Annotated in this window: 10 protein-coding genes; 6 read left to right on the top strand and 4 right to left on the bottom strand. The window is 37.5% G+C overall.

Annotated features, from left to right (window positions below; genetic code table 11):
• Nucleotides 1-17 precede the first annotated feature (17 nt).
• A complete protein-coding gene (locus tag EA412_01425) occupies nt 18-1094 on the top strand; it encodes an o-succinylbenzoate synthase (protein TVR82542.1) in 1077 nt (358 codons plus the stop codon).
• Between the two features lie 52 nt (nt 1095-1146).
• Nucleotides 1147-2217 carry a hypothetical protein gene (locus tag EA412_01430; GenBank protein TVR82543.1) on the top strand — a complete coding sequence of 357 codons (1071 nt, stop codon included), beginning with the start codon at nt 1147-1149 and terminating at the stop codon, nt 2215-2217.
• A gap of 123 nt (nt 2218-2340) precedes the next feature.
• On the opposite strand, the gene EA412_01435 is transcribed toward EA412_01430, so the two are convergent.
• Entirely contained in the window at nt 2341-2460 is a 120-nt protein-coding gene (locus tag EA412_01435) for a 30S ribosomal protein THX (GenBank protein TVR82552.1), read from the bottom strand.
• Between the two features lie 162 nt (nt 2461-2622).
• Here EA412_01435 and EA412_01440 point away from each other — a divergent pair, with 162 nt between their 5' ends.
• Nucleotides 2623-7491 (top strand): PKD domain-containing protein, encoded by a 4869-nt coding sequence (locus EA412_01440; protein TVR82544.1) that lies wholly within the window; start codon nt 2623-2625, stop codon nt 7489-7491.
• A 2-nt stretch (nt 7492-7493) separates the two neighbouring features.
• Here the strand turns inward: EA412_01440 and trmB are convergent, their stop codons facing one another.
• From trmB to EA412_01455, 3 genes are all read right to left on the bottom strand, one after another.
• Nucleotides 7494-8156, bottom strand: a complete 663-nt coding sequence (gene trmB, locus EA412_01445; GenBank protein ID TVR82545.1) for a tRNA (guanosine(46)-N7)-methyltransferase TrmB — start codon at nt 8154-8156, stop codon at nt 7494-7496.
• Entirely contained in the window at nt 8143-10041 is a 1899-nt protein-coding gene (locus tag EA412_01450) for a polysaccharide biosynthesis protein (GenBank protein TVR82546.1), read from the bottom strand. Before EA412_01450 ends, trmB begins: the two co-directional genes overlap by 14 nt.
• 123 nt (nt 10042-10164) lie before the next feature.
• Nucleotides 10165-11640 carry a polysaccharide biosynthesis protein gene (locus EA412_01455; GenBank protein TVR82547.1) on the bottom strand — a complete coding sequence of 492 codons (1476 nt, stop codon included), beginning with the start codon at nt 11638-11640 and terminating at the stop codon, nt 10165-10167.
• Between the two features lie 143 nt (nt 11641-11783).
• Here EA412_01455 and EA412_01460 point away from each other — a divergent pair, with 143 nt between their 5' ends.
• The 3 genes from EA412_01460 to EA412_01470 form a co-directional block, all read left to right on the top strand.
• Entirely contained in the window at nt 11784-15071 is a 3288-nt protein-coding gene (locus EA412_01460) for an isoleucine--tRNA ligase (GenBank protein ID TVR82548.1), read from the top strand.
• A 2-nt stretch (nt 15072-15073) separates the two neighbouring features.
• Nucleotides 15074-15463: a TraR/DksA family transcriptional regulator gene (locus EA412_01465; GenBank protein ID TVR82549.1), complete on the top strand. Its 390-nt coding sequence runs from the start codon at nt 15074-15076 to the stop codon at nt 15461-15463.
• A 6-nt stretch (nt 15464-15469) separates the two neighbouring features.
• Nucleotides 15470-16062: lipoprotein signal peptidase (locus tag EA412_01470; GenBank protein ID TVR82553.1), on the top strand; the 593-nt coding region annotated here is incomplete at its 3' end.

Consider the following 16062-nt stretch of genomic DNA (forward strand, 5'->3'; position numbering starts at 1 on the left):
CTTTTTAAACAGTAATCATGAGAAATAATTTAACCTTCAGATGGGTAAAGTATATTCTGAAATTTAACAAGCCGGCAGGAACTTCCAGAGGTGTTTTGTATGATAAAGCTTCTTATTTTATTATCGTAGAAAATAATTTAGGGGAGATCGGCATAGGAGAGTGTAATATTATTCCGGGCTTATCTCCTGACGACAAGCCTGAACTGGAAAAGCACTTAGAAGAAATATGCAAAAAAGCAGAAACGACAGAAGATATTTCCGGGCTTTTACCCAATGGCTATCCGGCTCTTAAGTTTGCTTTTGAAACAGCATTGACAGACTTAAATCAAAACGGCAGCCGAATTTTATATCCCTCTGATTTCACAAATGGAAAAAAGTTTATTGAAATTAACGGCCTGGTCTGGATGGGTGATGTAGATGTTATGAGCCGGCAATTAGAGGATAAAGTAAAAAACGATTTTACTTGTATAAAAATTAAAATTGGGGCCTTAAACTGGCAAAAAGAATTATCTTTTCTAAAATGGATACGTGAAAAATATTCAGAGAAAAAGCTGGAAATTAGAGTTGATGCGAATGGTGCTTTTACAGAAAAAAATGTTTTTTCAATACTTGATGATTTAGCAAAATTGAAAATACACTCCATTGAGCAACCTATAGCCGCCGGAAACTATGACTTGATGAGTAAAGTTTGTAAAAACAGTCCGGTAGACATAGCTTTGGATGAAGAAATTATCGGAGTAAAGAACAGAGGATTTAAAGAAGAATTATTAAGCATCATAAAGCCCCAATATATAATTTTAAAACCCTCTTTAATTGGCGGCTTTAGTGAAACCTCCTCATGGGTTTCTCTTTGTCAGCAACATAAAATAAAATGGTGGGTAACTTCGGCATTGGAATCAAATATTGGTCTGAGCGCTATAGCACAGTGGACAGCCCTGCAAGAAACAACAATGCCTCAAGGTCTGGGCACCGGAAAAATATATACGAACAATATCACTTCTCCTTTATATCTTGACGGCCCTAAACTTGGATATAATCGGGAGATAAATTGGGATATTCCTTTCCTGAATTTAAAAAAGTCTGTTAATCAATAGTAATTTTAAAAAAATCCGTTCATTTTTGTCTTTTATTTAAGTTTCAATAAATATGCAAATAATAGACTTTTACAATTTTTCAAATGCTGAAATACGCGTTTGGCTAAGAAGAGAGCCATTTGCAGAAGAGTATATGCTCGAATATAGCGCATTTATTAATAAGTGGCTTGATAAGAACGTTCAATCGTTTGTGTTTGAAACTTCGGGAACTACCGGAAAACCTAAAGAAATTACTTTTACACGAGAACAATTGGCAAACTCGGCAAAAAGAAGTGCAGATGTTTTTAATCTTAAGGAAGGTGACTTAACTCTTTTGCCATTACCCGCAACATATGTTGCCGGAAGAATGATGATGGTAAGGGCAGCGATTAATAAACAAAGGGTGTTATTTGTACAGCCGGATGCCAACCCATTAAAAGACCTGCCCGAGGAGATTAAAATCTCTTTTGCCCCTTTTGTGCCGTATCAGTTAGAAGGTATTTTAAGTGACCCGCACAGTACTGCTGTTTTTGAAAAAATACATACCGTAATAATTGGCGGAGCTCCGCTTTCTGAAGACATGACAGAGCGTTTGTCCCTTTTCAAAAATAATATTTTTGCCACCTTTGGAATGACCGAAACTCTAACCCATATCGCTTTAAGACGAATAGCTCCGGAAACACAAAGTCTTTATACACTTTTACCTCAAGTGAAAATTGGTGTAAATAACGACAATTGTCTAAAAATTAAAGATGAGCTTTTAGATACTCCCTGGATACAAACCAATGATATCGTTGAGCTCTCAGGAAATCAAGCCTTTAATTGGATTGCCCGAAAAGATAATGTTATAAATAGCGGCGGCATTAAAGTCTTTCCTGAAATAATTGAGTCTGCTCTTTCAAAAAAAGTGCTTTTCCCCTTTTTTATAGCCGGAATCAAAGACAAAAAGTTAGGTGAAAAGGTTGTTTTTATAGGCAAAACAGATAATGTAAGCCGTGCGTATTTAGATGCGTTGCAAAAAATATTCAGCACATCCCTGAAAAAGTATGAGCAACCTAAAGAAGTTTTTCTTTTAAAAGAGTTTGTATATAATGCAAACAAAAAAGTAGACAGAAAAGCAACAATAGAACTAATTGGACAATAAAAATCTATGGACAAAAAGTATAAAAAAGGTTTTTTATAATTAATGCCCTTAGTAGTATTTAAAATGTAAGTGTAGTTTATAGCCGGTTTAAAAACAAGCTCAATAGCAGTTACACACTAAAAACTATTTCTTTTTTTCAGCGTATGCTTTAGCTTTTTTTGCTTTTGCTTTAGCCGGACGTGATTTTCCGTATGAACCGGCAGTAATTTTTCCTTTTCTGGTACGTATGTCTCCTCTACCCATGATTATTTTTTTTACAAAGTTAACACTTTTACTTCTAAGAAAGTAAAGTTTTTTTTGGAAAGGCAAAATTTGCTTTATAAATAGCAAAGCGAATGGAATTAAAGTTCTCAGAGAGTTTCCTTAGATTTTTTTAAAAGAAATGTAAACATAATAAAAAAATAAATGTTTTATGTTGATAATCAACTATTTGAGATTATAAAACTTAAGTGGTATATTTATAAATTCAAAACAAGTAGGCTTATGGCAAAACTTTACACGCTGTTCATTATATTCGCTTTATGTAGCTTAGGCGTTACCGCCCAACAGCAAACTATTAGATGCTATACCCAGGAAGCTGACTCCATGCTTCGTGCAAATAACCCCGGCATGAGCTCTCATCAGGAGTTTGAGGATTGGCTCGAGCAAAAAATCGCCCAACAACCACCGGAAAATCCGGCAGTGAGAACTATTTACACTATTCCTACAATTGTTCATGTAATTCATAATGGTGAAAATGTCGGAACAGGAAATAACATAAGTGAAGCACAAGTCATATCTCAATTTGAAGTGCTTAATGAAGACTTCAGAAGAATTCCGGGCACTCCGGGTTTTAATAATGATCCTGTTGGGGCAGATGTGGAAATAGAATTTTGTCCGGTGATTATTGACCCAAATGGAAATGCTTTAGCGGAACCGGGCATAAACAGAATTGACAGAAACGCCGAGGGGTTTGATGCATTTCCTTATACCCCGAACTACATTGACAATACTGTTAAGCCAAACACCTTTTGGGACCCTGAATTGTATTTCAATATATGGGTTGTGCCCATTAGTGGGGGTATTTTAGGTTATGCACAATTTCCTTCAAACTCAGGTTTACTCGGAATGCCGGCTAATGGTGGCCCTGCTTCTACAGATGGAATTGTTACAAGAACTACTGCTTTTGGAAGAGTTGGCAATGTGCAGGCTCCTTTTGATGGTGGCAGAACAACAACTCACGAGGTCGGCCATTGGTTAGGGTTGAGGCATATCTGGGGAGATGGAGGTTGTTCAGTGGATGACTTTTGTGGAGATACCCCAACTGCAGGAGGACCCAATTACGGATGTAATGTAGGTGCAAGCAGCTGTTCTTCAACTGATATGGTTGAAAACTATATGGACTATTCTGATGATGCGTGTATGAATATTTTTACCCTCTGTCAACGCACGAGAATGAGAACAGTAATGACTAACAGCCCCAGAAGGCTGGAACTTTTAAATTCAACTGTTTGTGAGCCGCTTGCTCCGCCTGTAGTTAATTTTGAAGCTGTCGTAAGGGAAGGTTGTCCGGGCTTAACTGTTGAATTCAGAGACTTGTCTTCTAACCTCCCGAATAGCTGGAACTGGAACTTTCCCGGTGGAAACCCCTCCTCTTCAACAAATCAAAACCCAATCGTTACTTATGATAATCTCGGTAGCTTTGATGTAACGCTCACGGCAACGAATAATGCAGGCTCAAATACTGCAACTGAAATAGGTTATATTGAAATACTTCCTCAGGCAACAACAACTATTCTTTTTGAAACTTTTGAATCAAACAGCCCCACATTAGCAGATTGGCAGATTGTAAACCCTAACAATGGAATAAGCTGGGCACTCTACAATGTTGGAGGAACTACTCCCGGAAATACTGCCATTGGGGTTAATTTCTGGAATTATAATAACGTCGGGGAAGAAGACAGACTTATTAGCCCTTTACTTGATTTTACTGATTATGAAAATGTTGAGTTGAGCTTTGAGCACGCTTATACAAGATATCCGAACTTTGATAGTGATACGTTGAAAGTTTACGTTTCTACAGACGGAGGAACAACTATAGGCGATTTAATAGCCGTTTTTGCTGAGGATGGAAGCGGAAACTTTGCAACCGTTGATGATCAAACAGCCAGCTTTTTCCCTACTCAGGATACTGAATGGTGTACTAATTCCCTTTATAACGCATCCGGTTGCATATCTCTTGATCTTTCTACTTATGACAATACAAATAATATAAGATTAACTTTTGAAACCGTATCAAATTATAGCAACAACTTATTTTTAGATAACATTAAAGTAATTGGGGATTGCAATATAAGCGTTACAGATTGTAATGGAGATGTCGGAGGTACGGCCTTTATAGACAGCTGCGGGATTTGTGCAGAGGGGAACACCGGATTGGCAGCAAATGCTGATTTTGATGACTGTGGGGTTTGTTTTGGCAATAATGCAGATCAGGACTGTAATGGTGATTGCTTTGGTACAGCGGTTATAGATAATTGCGGGGTTTGTAGTGGAGGAAATACCGGTATAATTGTAAATGCCGACGAGGATTGTAACGGGGATTGTAATGGTACTGCCTTCATTGACAACTGCGGGGTTTGTGTAGAAGGAAATACAGGACTAACAGCAGATGCCGATTTAGATGATTGTGGAGTTTGTAATGGAAATAATAATGATCAAGACTGTGAAGGTGTCTGTTTTGGGTCAGCATTTATTGATGCTTGCGGAGATTGTGTAGGTGGAACAACCGGATTAACTCCCTGCGTGATATTAACTCCACCGGTTGCTGACTTTACTGTGGATACACAAAATGGTTGTTCCGGTGAAAGCTTAAGTTTTGAAGATTTATCTTTAGAAAACCCAACTTCATGGCAGTGGGAATTTCCGGGAGGAACACCTTCTGTTTCCAACCAACAAAATCCGGAAGTTGAATATTTTTCACCGGGTACCTATGATGTAACTTTAATAGCCACAAATAACGATGGAAGCGATACGCTGACTTTAACAAATTTTATAACCATAAGTAGCGCTCAGAAAGTTGATTTGACAATTATTACTGATTGTTGGGGTAGCGAAACTACCTGGGAAATTTTAGATGATAACGGAGTATTGGTTGAAAGTGGAGGGCCTTATGCAGATCAGGCAGGAGGTCAAACTGTTGGGTATAATTTATGTCTTGATATTGGCTGCTATACCTTTTTTATATTTGACACCTTCGGGGACGGCATGTATGGAAGTCAGTATGGCTCTTGTAACGTAGATGGTGACTATTTCATGAACGACATGTTTTCTGATATACTTTTTGAAATGACAGCGCCAAATGCAGATTTCGGTTTCGGCACCTCGCATAGTTTTTGTATCAACCCTTTTGCCTTAGATTATGATGCAGGAATTAGCGCAATCACAAGTCCGACAACAGTATTGTGTACTCAAGACTTTATTCCTGAAATAGAATTGACAAATTTTGGTTTACAAACTTTAACAGAGGTAGATATTATTTACGGAATTGATGGTTTCCCATCTCAAAGCATTAACTGGAGCGGAAGCTTGTCTACAGGCCAAAGTGAGACAGTTTTGTTATCAAATATTAATACCGGAGGTGACGGTCAGTTTAACTTTTTTGCTTTTACAGATAGCCCTAATGGAAATCAGGACCAAAATGTTTTTAATGATACTTCTGAAATTAACATAAATGTTTTTTCAAATCCATTGCCACTACCTTTTACAGAAGATTTTGAAACAGGATTTTCTGCGCAAAACTGGCAAATAGACAACCCGAACAATGCCCAAAGCTGGGAAATTTTTACGGTAAACGGAAATGCTCCCGGAAATCAGGCCGCTAGAGTGCCGATATACACCTATAATGCACCCGATGCAAGAGACGGCTTAATCAGTCCGCCATTAGATTTTTCCGGTCAGCAAAATATTGAGCTGTATTTTGAACATGCACACAGGAGGTCTGTAACTACGCAGGCAGACTCATTAATTGTATCTGTTTCTTCAGACTGTGGAGCAACTTTTGATCGTGTTTTGGCTGTAGCTGAAAATGGCGCCGGGTCTTTTGCCACTAACTTTACCTTAAATGCTGATTTTGTACCTGCAAATTCAGAAGATTGGTGTTTTGACGGAGGAGTAGGTGCAGATTGCTTTACAATAGATTTATCTGCTTATGCCGGCATGCCGAATGTAAGAATCCGATTTGAAACCTATAATGATTCCGGTAATAACATTTATATCGATAACATAAATATTTTTGGAGATGCCTGCATACCCACTGCTTACAGAACCGTCAACAATGGAGATTGGTCAGATGAAAGCATTTGGGAAAGTAGTTGCGACGGAGTTAATTTTGCTCCTGCCAGCTCGGCTCCTCAAAGTGATGAAAATGTAAGTGTTTTTATTCAAAATACACATGATGTAACTCTAAACACAGCCTATAATTCAGGTTCCTCTAATGAAATATTTATCGCCACAGATGCAAGCTTAAGCATGCTGAATGCGAATACAGACTTTATGTTCAGTAGCCTTCAGATTAACGGTCTGTTTGTAATGGATAATCCGGATTTTCTTCCTTCCGGGCAGATAGAGGTTACAAACGGAGGGATTTATGAACATGCTGTCGATGGCTCCGTATTGCCGGTTATTGACTGGAATAGCGGTAGTACCTTTGTTTTATCCGGAGCTGAAAATAATTTAAGTACTTTAAGCGGTTCAGGACAGTCGTTTTATAATTTTACTTTTGACTCCGACTTAAATACAAACGGTGAGTTTTTTATTGATGAATCCGGTTTTGAAGTTTTGGGCACATTACTTATTGAATCAACAGGCGGTGGTTCCGTTAAGCAAAGTCTGAATAGCATTCAGGTCGGCAATATTGTAATCGAAGATGGCATTTATGAGATATCATTTGACCTTAGCCCGAAAGAATTGAATATTTCAGAAAACTTCAGCCTGGGCTCAGGGCAATTTATTCCGCAGAACAGCCTGGTCAGATTTTTATCCGATAATGAGTCCGGAATATCAAGCACAAACGGTAACACTATTTTATTTAACAGCTTACTCCTTGATAAAGTAGCTTTAGCTAATAGTTTAAATATCTCTGCAAATATTCAGGCTGCTGAAATTATAATTGTAGACAGAGGAACACTGAGGGTCTTAAACAACAGCATTGTTGAAACAAGTCGTTTTGAAGTAAATAACGATGAGTCTGAATTGATTATTCAAACCGGCTCTTCAGTAGAAGTAAACCCTTAGAGCTAAAAGGTGAATTTCAGGTATTTAATTTTTTTTCCTGCTTGCAAATGCATTCTTTCATAGTGTGTTTTTATCTGTAAGTCTTCAGAAATGCTTGGCAGGCTGTAAAGGTCATTCGTTTTTTCAAGCACCTTGAGGGAAGAACTTTCTGCAACTTCTAAGCTATATTTGTAAAGACTGTCAGCATCTGTTTTTAAATGAATGATGCCCTCTTGCTTTAAGACTTGTTTATACTTTTCAAGAAAAGGAGGGGAGGTAAGTCTTCGGTTTTTGCTTCCAATTGCAGGAAACGGATCCGGAAAGGTAATCCAAATTTCATCTATCTCTTCTGCTTCAAAAAAATCAGCAATCTTTTCAATAGGAGTTCTCAAAAAGGCAGCATTTTCGATATTTTCTTCCAGTGCTTTTTTTGCACCTTTCCAAATTCTGTGACCTTTAATATCGATACCAATAAAGTTTTTACCGGGATGTAGTTTTGCTAATTCAAGCGTATAATCCCCCCTTCCACACGCCAGCTCTAAAACCACAGGATTGTTATTCTTAAAAAAACCGCTATTCCATTTTCCTTTGAGTCCAAAATCAATAACATCAAAAAATCCGGTAAACTCCTTAACGTTGGGAAAGCTTTTCAGCTCTTCAAATTTCTTTAACTTATTCTTTCCCATCTTCCTTTGCGTCTAATTCTTCAAATTTTGATTGCATACTCTTATATTCCGGAATTAAGTTTTTTAGATTGAGTACGTTTTCCATATCTGTTTTTAAATCAATGTCAGAAATAATTTTATCAACCTTTACCCTGACTTCTGCCAGCTCATATTCCTTAACCTGCAAAATCAAAATTTTCTGATTATGAGTGGGAGCAGTATTTTCCTTATTATTCAACAACTCTTCATAGAGCTTTTCTCCGGGCCGCAGACCTGTATAAACAAGGTTTATATCTTTTCCCAACTCCAAACCGCTTAAACGAACCATTTTTTTAGCCAAATCAACTACCTTAACAGACTGCCCCATATCAAATATAAAAATTTCACCCCCTTTGCCCATAGCTCCGGCCTCTAAAACTAACTGGCAGGCTTCCGGAATTGTCATAAAAAATCGCGTAACCTCCGGGTGGGTTACCGTAACCGGGCCGCCCTTTTCAATTTGCTTTTTAAACAGCTGAATTACAGAACCATTTGAACCTAATACATTCCCAAAGCGGGTGGTTATAAAACGGGTTTGATTGTTATTGCTTTGATTGAGCGACTGCACATAAATTTCAGCAGCCCGTTTAGAAGCCCCCATAACATTAGTAGGATTTACCGCCTTATCGGTTGATACAAAAACAAACTTTTTTACTTCATATTTAATTGCCAAATCTGCCAGAGTCTTAGTTCCCATTAAATTCACCCGTATTGCTTCATCCGGGTGAGACTCCATTACAGGCACATGCTTATATGCCGCAGCATGAAAAATAAAATCCGGCTTGAACCGCTTAAACAATGCTTCAATCTTTTCTTTATTACAAATATCCGCCAGGAAGATATACGGTTTAGTGTTAATGAGATTATGCTGATTAACCTCAAGTTCCAGCTCATACAATGGCGATTCAGCCTTGTCAATTAAAATAATCTCCGCCGGTTTAAAAGGTAAAATTTGTCTTACAATTTCATTTCCGATTGATCCGGCAGCGCCGGTTATCAGTATGCTTTTACCCTGAATTTGTGACTTGATATTTTGAATATCCAGTTGTATGGGATCTCTTTCCAACAACTCCTCAATATTAAGTTTCTTGATTTGCTTAAAACTTAACTCCCCGTTTATCCAACTACTCATTGGGGGAACCGACAATACTCTGGTTTTATGTTTTAAGCAACTATTTGCTACAAACTGTTTTTTCTCAGCAGATAAATTATAGGTAGTTAAAATCAGTAAGTTAATTTCCTCTTCCTCCAAAAGGCTTTCCAATGCATCATCCGTTCTTAGTATGGTGATTCCTTCCAGTTTATTATTTGTAATGTGAGGGTTGTCATCTAAAAAAGCTATTATCTTATAGTCAATCTTTGGGTCCTGTTCCAACGTCCTTTTAGTAATAACTCCGGCCTCACCGGCACCGTAAATTAAAACATTTTCCTGTTGTTTGTTCCTCCCGCTAAATTCGAGATAAAGTAACTTCACAGACAAACGAAACCCCATGGATAAAAAGTTTATCAGTATATAGTCAATGATAATTACCGAATAGGGAATCAAAAAAGAGCCGTTCAGCTGATAACTCAATAAGTTTATGATGCTAAATACTAAAGTTATAGCTGTATTTGCGAAAAAAATACGGGTTGCATCTTCAGTACTGGTATATCTAATTAACCCGGCATAGGTTCTGAACAAAACAAAACTAAAAAATCGAAGCACTAAAACTATTGGCAGAACATAAATCAGTCCCGCCCATGTATTTTCAGGGATTTGAAAATTAAACCGCAATGCATAGGCCATAAGAATTGACCCCAGAGACAAAAATAGGTCGAGAATTACCAATACCCGGCCGGAAATAAGGCGCTTATCTTTAAATTTCATTTTGAATAACTCTCATAAATACTAAGAATCAGTAAAAGCATTAACTAAAAGTGTTTTTGTGAAACTATATTGCAAAATTAAATTAAAATCAAACAATTCGATTAAAAATCAAAAACTGCTGAATTATTTTTTAAACCCTAATGGGAGGTCTTTTTTTAATGTGAAATATCCACCGGCAAAATACAATAAGAGCAAAAGTGTATTAAGAAGTGTTTTAAAGACGAGATTTTCAATAGGAAACGTAAAAAAGTAAGCAATAAAATATAATGCAACAGATAATCCCAAAAGTTTAAAAACTAAAAGCAAATTATAATTAACATGATAAAACTGTTTACCGAAAAAATAAGAAATTAATGACATCCCGAAATAGCAACCCAGCGTTGCCCATGCTGAACCGGCATAGCCGAATACCGGAACCCACCAAATGTTTAAAACAATGGTTATAAAAGCACCTGCAATGGCAACATAAGCTCCCAAATGGGTTTTGTCAGACAGCTTATACCAAATCGACAAGTTATAATATATTCCCAGCCAGATATTTGCCATTAATAAAACCGGGACAATAAATAGACCTTCATGATAACGCTCTCCAATAAAATATTTAAAAATATCTATGTACAAGGCCACAATTAAAAAGATGCTGCCACATATAAAAATAAAAAAGTGCATTAAGTGGGCGAAATCACTTTTAGCAGACCTTTTCAGAGCCTGAGAAAAGAAAAAAGGCTCTGCCGCATACCGATAAGCCTGAATAAATAAAGCAACTAACATTGCCAGTTTATAAACGGCTCCATAGATACCCAGAGACGTCATATTTTGCTCTTCACTTCCGGTTAAAAGGTGCTTCATAATCACCCTGCCAAACATTTCATTTACAACTCCGGCTAAACCGATTATCATAATTGGCCAGGCATAAACAAACATTTTTCTGAGTAAACTAAAGTCCGGCAATGAGCGTACCTTCATTATTTCAGGGATTAAAAGCAATAAGCTGACAACACTCGCTATCAGGTTGCTGAGAAAAATGTAGCCAACCCCAAAGTTTTCAAAATAAATGGATTCAAAAAACAAATAATTTTCTGCCAAACCCGGTAATAACAACAGGAAAAAAAGATTTAAGCCCAGGTTGACGAAAATATTACTCAATCTCACAAAAGCAAAGCGCATTGCTTTGCCCTGAAGCCTTAGTAAAGCAAATGGCAACGCCGTAATGCTATCTAATCCACAAATCAGAGCAAAGAATATTATATATATTTCCAGGCCGCTATAGCCGATGGCATTGCTAATATCAGAACTGAAAACCAAAATAAAAAAACAGATGAGTACGGTAGAGGAAAAAACACTCCCCAAAGCTGTTGAATATGAAATATTAAGTTGCCGGTTTTCCCTACCATACCTAAAAAAAGAGGTCTCCATGCCATAAATGAGAATAATGGCTAAAAAGCCGGCATAAGCATATAGCTCCGTAACGATACCATATTCCTGAGGTGCAAACAGGCGGGTATACAAAGGAACTAACAGGTAGTTTAAAAAACGACCTACTATGCTGCTTAAACCATAAACAGCTGTTTGACCGGCAAGTTTTTTTATAAAACCCAATTTATTTGATTTAAGTACAAGCGTATTTTTAATCTAAGGTAAACACATTTATCAATGGTTTTTGCAAGGCTTTGAAAACTTTGAATTTTGGCGTAATTTCGTGAAATTTTCGCGCTGTAAAATTATAAAAACTATCTCTGCAAATGTATAAAGAATTTAAAAGCCTGAACCTTGTCAGCATTGACGAAGAAATTCTGAAGTTTTGGGAAGAAGAGAACATATTTAAAAAAAGTCTTCAAAACCGAAAAGACGCGAGTCCGTTTGTGTTTTATGAAGGGCCTCCTTCTGCCAACGGGATGCCCGGCATTCACCACGTTATGGGCAGAACTATTAAAGATATTTTTTGCAGATTTAAAACCCAGAAAGGATTTAAAGTGGAGCGGAAAGGGGGTTGGGATACCCACGGACTTCCGGTTGAGCTTAGCGTAGAAAAAGCTATGGGCATTCGAAAAGAAGATATCGGCACAAAAATATCGATAAAAGAATTCAATCAGGCTTGTCGCGATGATGTGATGAAGTATAAATCGGCCTGGGATGAGATTACCAAAAAAATGGGCTACTGGATTGATCTGGATGACCCTTACATAACTTTTGATAATAAATACATTGAGTCCGTCTGGAATCTCCTGCAAAAATTTTATGACCGAGATTTATTGTATAAAGGGTATACCATTCAACCATTTTCACCGGCGGCAGGTACCGGCTTAAGCTCGCACGAATTGAATTTACCCGGTTGCTACAGAGATGTAAAAGATGTCTCCTGTACAGCACTTTTCCAATTGGTAAAAAACGAACAATTTAAACAGGTTTTTGAAAATATCCCGGAAGTGCATTTGCTTGCCTGGACAACCACTCCCTGGACTTTGCCCTCCAACACAGCACTGGCTGTCGGTAAAAAAATTGATTACACCCTCATCCACACATTAAACCCATACACAAATGCAGATATTTATGTTGTGGTGGCAGATGAGTTGATTCCTTCTTATTTCAGTAAGGAAAATGAAAATCTTCCTTTTTCTGAAAGTGACGGACTGAAAAAAAATCCCTGGAAAGTTATTCAAAAAATAAAAGGAGCAGATCTTTTGGGCTTGCGTTATGAGCAATTGCTGCCTTACGAACAACCGGAAGAGGGGGATGCTTTCATAATTATTGCCGGAGATTTTGTTACTACCGAAAGTGGTACCGGGATTGTTCACATTGCACCGAGCTTTGGTGCAGATGACTTGAAAGTAGGTAAAGAAAATGGCATTGGAAGCCTGACGCTGGTCGACAGACAAGGTCGTTTTGTTGAATCCGTTACTGATTTTGCAGGCAGAAGTATTAAAAACTTTTTTAACGAAAAAGATTACGAGCCGGTAGATGTAGATATCGTTGTGAAGCTTAAGAAAGAAGGGAAGGCTTTTAAATCTGAAAAATATGAGCACAGCTACCCTCACTGCTGGCGTACAGATAAACCAATAATCTATTATCCTATGGAATCCTGGTTTGTTCGCACCACAGCTATGAAGGATAAACTGGTAAGCTATAATAAAAAAATTAACTGGAAACCTGAATCAACCGGTATCGGCCGTTTTGGAAACTGGTTAGAGAATCTGGTCGACTGGAATTTATCCCGCTCCCGATATTGGGGAACGCCTTTGCCGATATGGCGAACAGAAGACGGAGAAGAAGAAATTTGTATCGGAAGCATAGAGCAACTCCATAAGGAAGTTCAAAAAGCTGTTGATAAAGGATATATGCCCAAACCGCTTTCAGATGATTTTGACCTGCACAGGCCTTTTGTTGACGATATCTTTTTAGTTTCTCCCTCCGGGAAAAAAATGAAGAGAGAAAAAGACCTGATTGACGTTTGGTTTGATTCCGGGGCTATGCCTTATGCTCAATGGCATTATCCCTTTGAAAACAAAGATGTTTTTGAAAAAAACTTTCCGGCAGATTTTATTGCTGAAGGGGTTGACCAGACCAGAGGTTGGTTTTTTACCTTGCATACAATAGCTGTAATGTTGTTTGATCAGGTTGCCTTTAAAAATGTGATTAGCAACGGCCTTTTGCTTGATAAAAAAGGAAATAAAATGTCCAAAAGGCTGGGAAATGCCGTAGACCCTTTTGAGACTTTGGAAAAATACGGTGCTGATGCTACCCGATGGTATATAATTTCAAATTCACAGCCTTGGGAAAATCTGAAATTTGACACCAAAGGAATTGAAGAGGCCCAACGCAAATTTTTCGGAACTCTTTATAATACTTATTCCTTTTTTGCACTGTATGCAAATATTGATGGTTTTGTACACAAAGAAGATGTTATTAAGCCTGAAGACCGGCCGGAAATAGACAGATGGATTTTATCTGTATTAAATACCCTTGTCAGTCAGGTTGAAACGGCATATAGCGAATATGAGCCGACAAAAGCGGCAAGAGCTATCCAAACTTTTGTGGATGAACAGCTTAGTAACTGGTATGTGCGTCTTTGCAGAAGAAGGTTTTGGAAAGGAGAATATTCAGAAGACAAAATTTCAGCTTATCAGACCTTATATGAATGTTTGATTACTTTATCCGGATTAAGTGCTCCTATAGCTCCGATGTTTAGTGATTTTTTATTCAGAAACCTGAATAATATCACAAAAATGAAACCTTCTATATCTGTTCATTTAGATGATTTTCCGGAATATGTAGCTGAAAAATCAGATAAAGATTTAGAAGAAAGAATGGCTCTGGCACAACAAATATCCTCAATGGTGCTTTCTTTAAGAAAGCAGGTAAATATAAAGGTTCGCCAGCCATTGCAAGAAATACTTGTACCGGTTTTGAACCAAAAACGCAAAAAACAAATTGAAGCAGTTATACCGTTGATTCTTTCGGAGGTAAATGTAAAGAATCTAAAGTTTGTTACAGACACCGGAGGTCTGGTACAGAAAAAGGTAAAAGCTGATTTTAAAGTGTTGGGACGAAAGTTGGGAAAAGACATGAAAGTTGTTGCTGATTATTTAGAGAATCTCTCTCAGGAACAAATTTCAGAGCTTGAAACAAAAGGATCGATAGAAGTACCCACTAAAAATGGGAATGTAAATATAGAGAAGTCCGAAACACAGTTTTTAACGGAAGATATTCCGGGCTGGTTAGCTGCAAGTGAAGGGGATATAACGGTAGCCCTTGACGTAAACCTTACCAAAGAGCTGGAAGATGAAGGAAATGCCAGAGAGTTAGTAAATAAAATTCAAAGGCTGAGAAAAGAAAGTGATTTGAAAGTTACTGACAGAATTAGAGTTTATGTAGAAAATAAGAATGGAATTGAAGGAGCTGTTCTTAGTTTTAAAAAGTATATTTGCAGTGAAATACTGGCAGAAGATTTGAAACTAATGGACGAACTAAATGAAGGTTCTACCGTAGACATCAATAATAATGAATTGAAAATTTATTTGGAAAAAGTATAACTATGACAAAGGGAAAAGAAAAAACAAGATATAGTGATAATGAACTGCAGGAGTTTAAAGAGCTAATTCTTAAAAAATATGCAGATGCTAAAGAAGAGCTTAAGTATTTGCAGGAGCAGCTCAATAAATCCGGAGAAATGGGTATGGATGATACCGATTACAAATTCAAAGGACTTGAAGACGGCGTTGGTACTCTGGAAAAAGAATACCTGAGCCAGATGGCATCCAGACAGTTTCAATATCTGGCACACTTAGACAAAGCACTCGTTCGTATTGAGAATAAAACTTACGGAATTTGCAGAGAGACCGGAAAACTTATTTCTCCGGAAAGACTAAAAATTGTTCCGCATGCAACCTTGAGCATTGAAGCTAAGAAATCACAAAAACGTTAATAAGTAGTGGGGAAAAAAACTGCTTTTGTCGTTATTCTATTAATCGTATTTATTGACCAACTCATAAAAATATTGGTTAAAACCAATATGTACATAGGGCAGGAAATTGTGGTATTTGAGAATTGGTTTCTGATTCATTTTACTGAAAATGAGGGAATGGCTTTCGGGCTGACCTTTGGGGGAGATACGGGTAAATTGTTATTGTCCTTATTCAGAATTCTTGCCGTTGGATTTATCGCTTATTTTTTACTTCGGTTTATCAAACAAAAAGCACATATTGCCATTATTTTAAGCTTTTGCCTGATTTTAGGCGGAGCTATTGGAAATATTATGGACAGTGTATTTTATGGCGTACTATTTTCTGACAGTTTTGGCAGAGTTGCAGAATTTATGCCCGAAGGAGGTGGATATGCCCCGGCTTTGTATGGTCGGGTGGTAGACATGTTTTATTTTCCGATTATCCGGTCTACCTGGCCGGAATGGTTCCCTTTCTGGGGAGGACAATCTTTTGTCTTTTTCAGGCCTATCTTTAATTTTGCCGATGCCGCAATCACAGTAGGCGTTTTTCTAATCCTGATTTTTCAAAGACAACTGCAACC

The organism is Chitinophagaceae bacterium (genome assembly GCA_007695095.1).
In the GTDB taxonomy this organism is placed as follows: domain Bacteria; phylum Bacteroidota; class Bacteroidia; order Chitinophagales; family REEL01; genus REEL01.

Bases quoted from the DNA above. Each gene is read 5' to 3' on its own strand.
- EA412_01425 (TVR82542.1), top strand. From the start codon at position 18: ATGAGAAATAATTTAACCTTCAGATGGGTAAAGTATATTCTGAAATTT.
- EA412_01430 (TVR82543.1), top strand. From the start codon at position 1,147: ATGCAAATAATAGACTTTTACAATTTTTCAAATGCTGAAATACGCGTT.
- EA412_01435 (TVR82552.1), bottom strand. From the start codon at position 2,460: ATGGGTAGAGGAGACATACGTACCAGAAAAGGAAAAATTACTGCCGGT.
- EA412_01440 (TVR82544.1), top strand. From the start codon at position 2,623: ATGTTTTATGTTGATAATCAACTATTTGAGATTATAAAACTTAAGTGG.
- trmB (TVR82545.1), bottom strand. From the start codon at position 8,156: ATGGGAAAGAATAAGTTAAAGAAATTTGAAGAGCTGAAAAGCTTTCCC.
- EA412_01450 (TVR82546.1), bottom strand. From the start codon at position 10,041: ATGAAATTTAAAGATAAGCGCCTTATTTCCGGCCGGGTATTGGTAATT.
- EA412_01460 (TVR82548.1), top strand. From the start codon at position 11,784: ATGTATAAAGAATTTAAAAGCCTGAACCTTGTCAGCATTGACGAAGAA.
- EA412_01465 (TVR82549.1), top strand. From the start codon at position 15,074: ATGACAAAGGGAAAAGAAAAAACAAGATATAGTGATAATGAACTGCAG.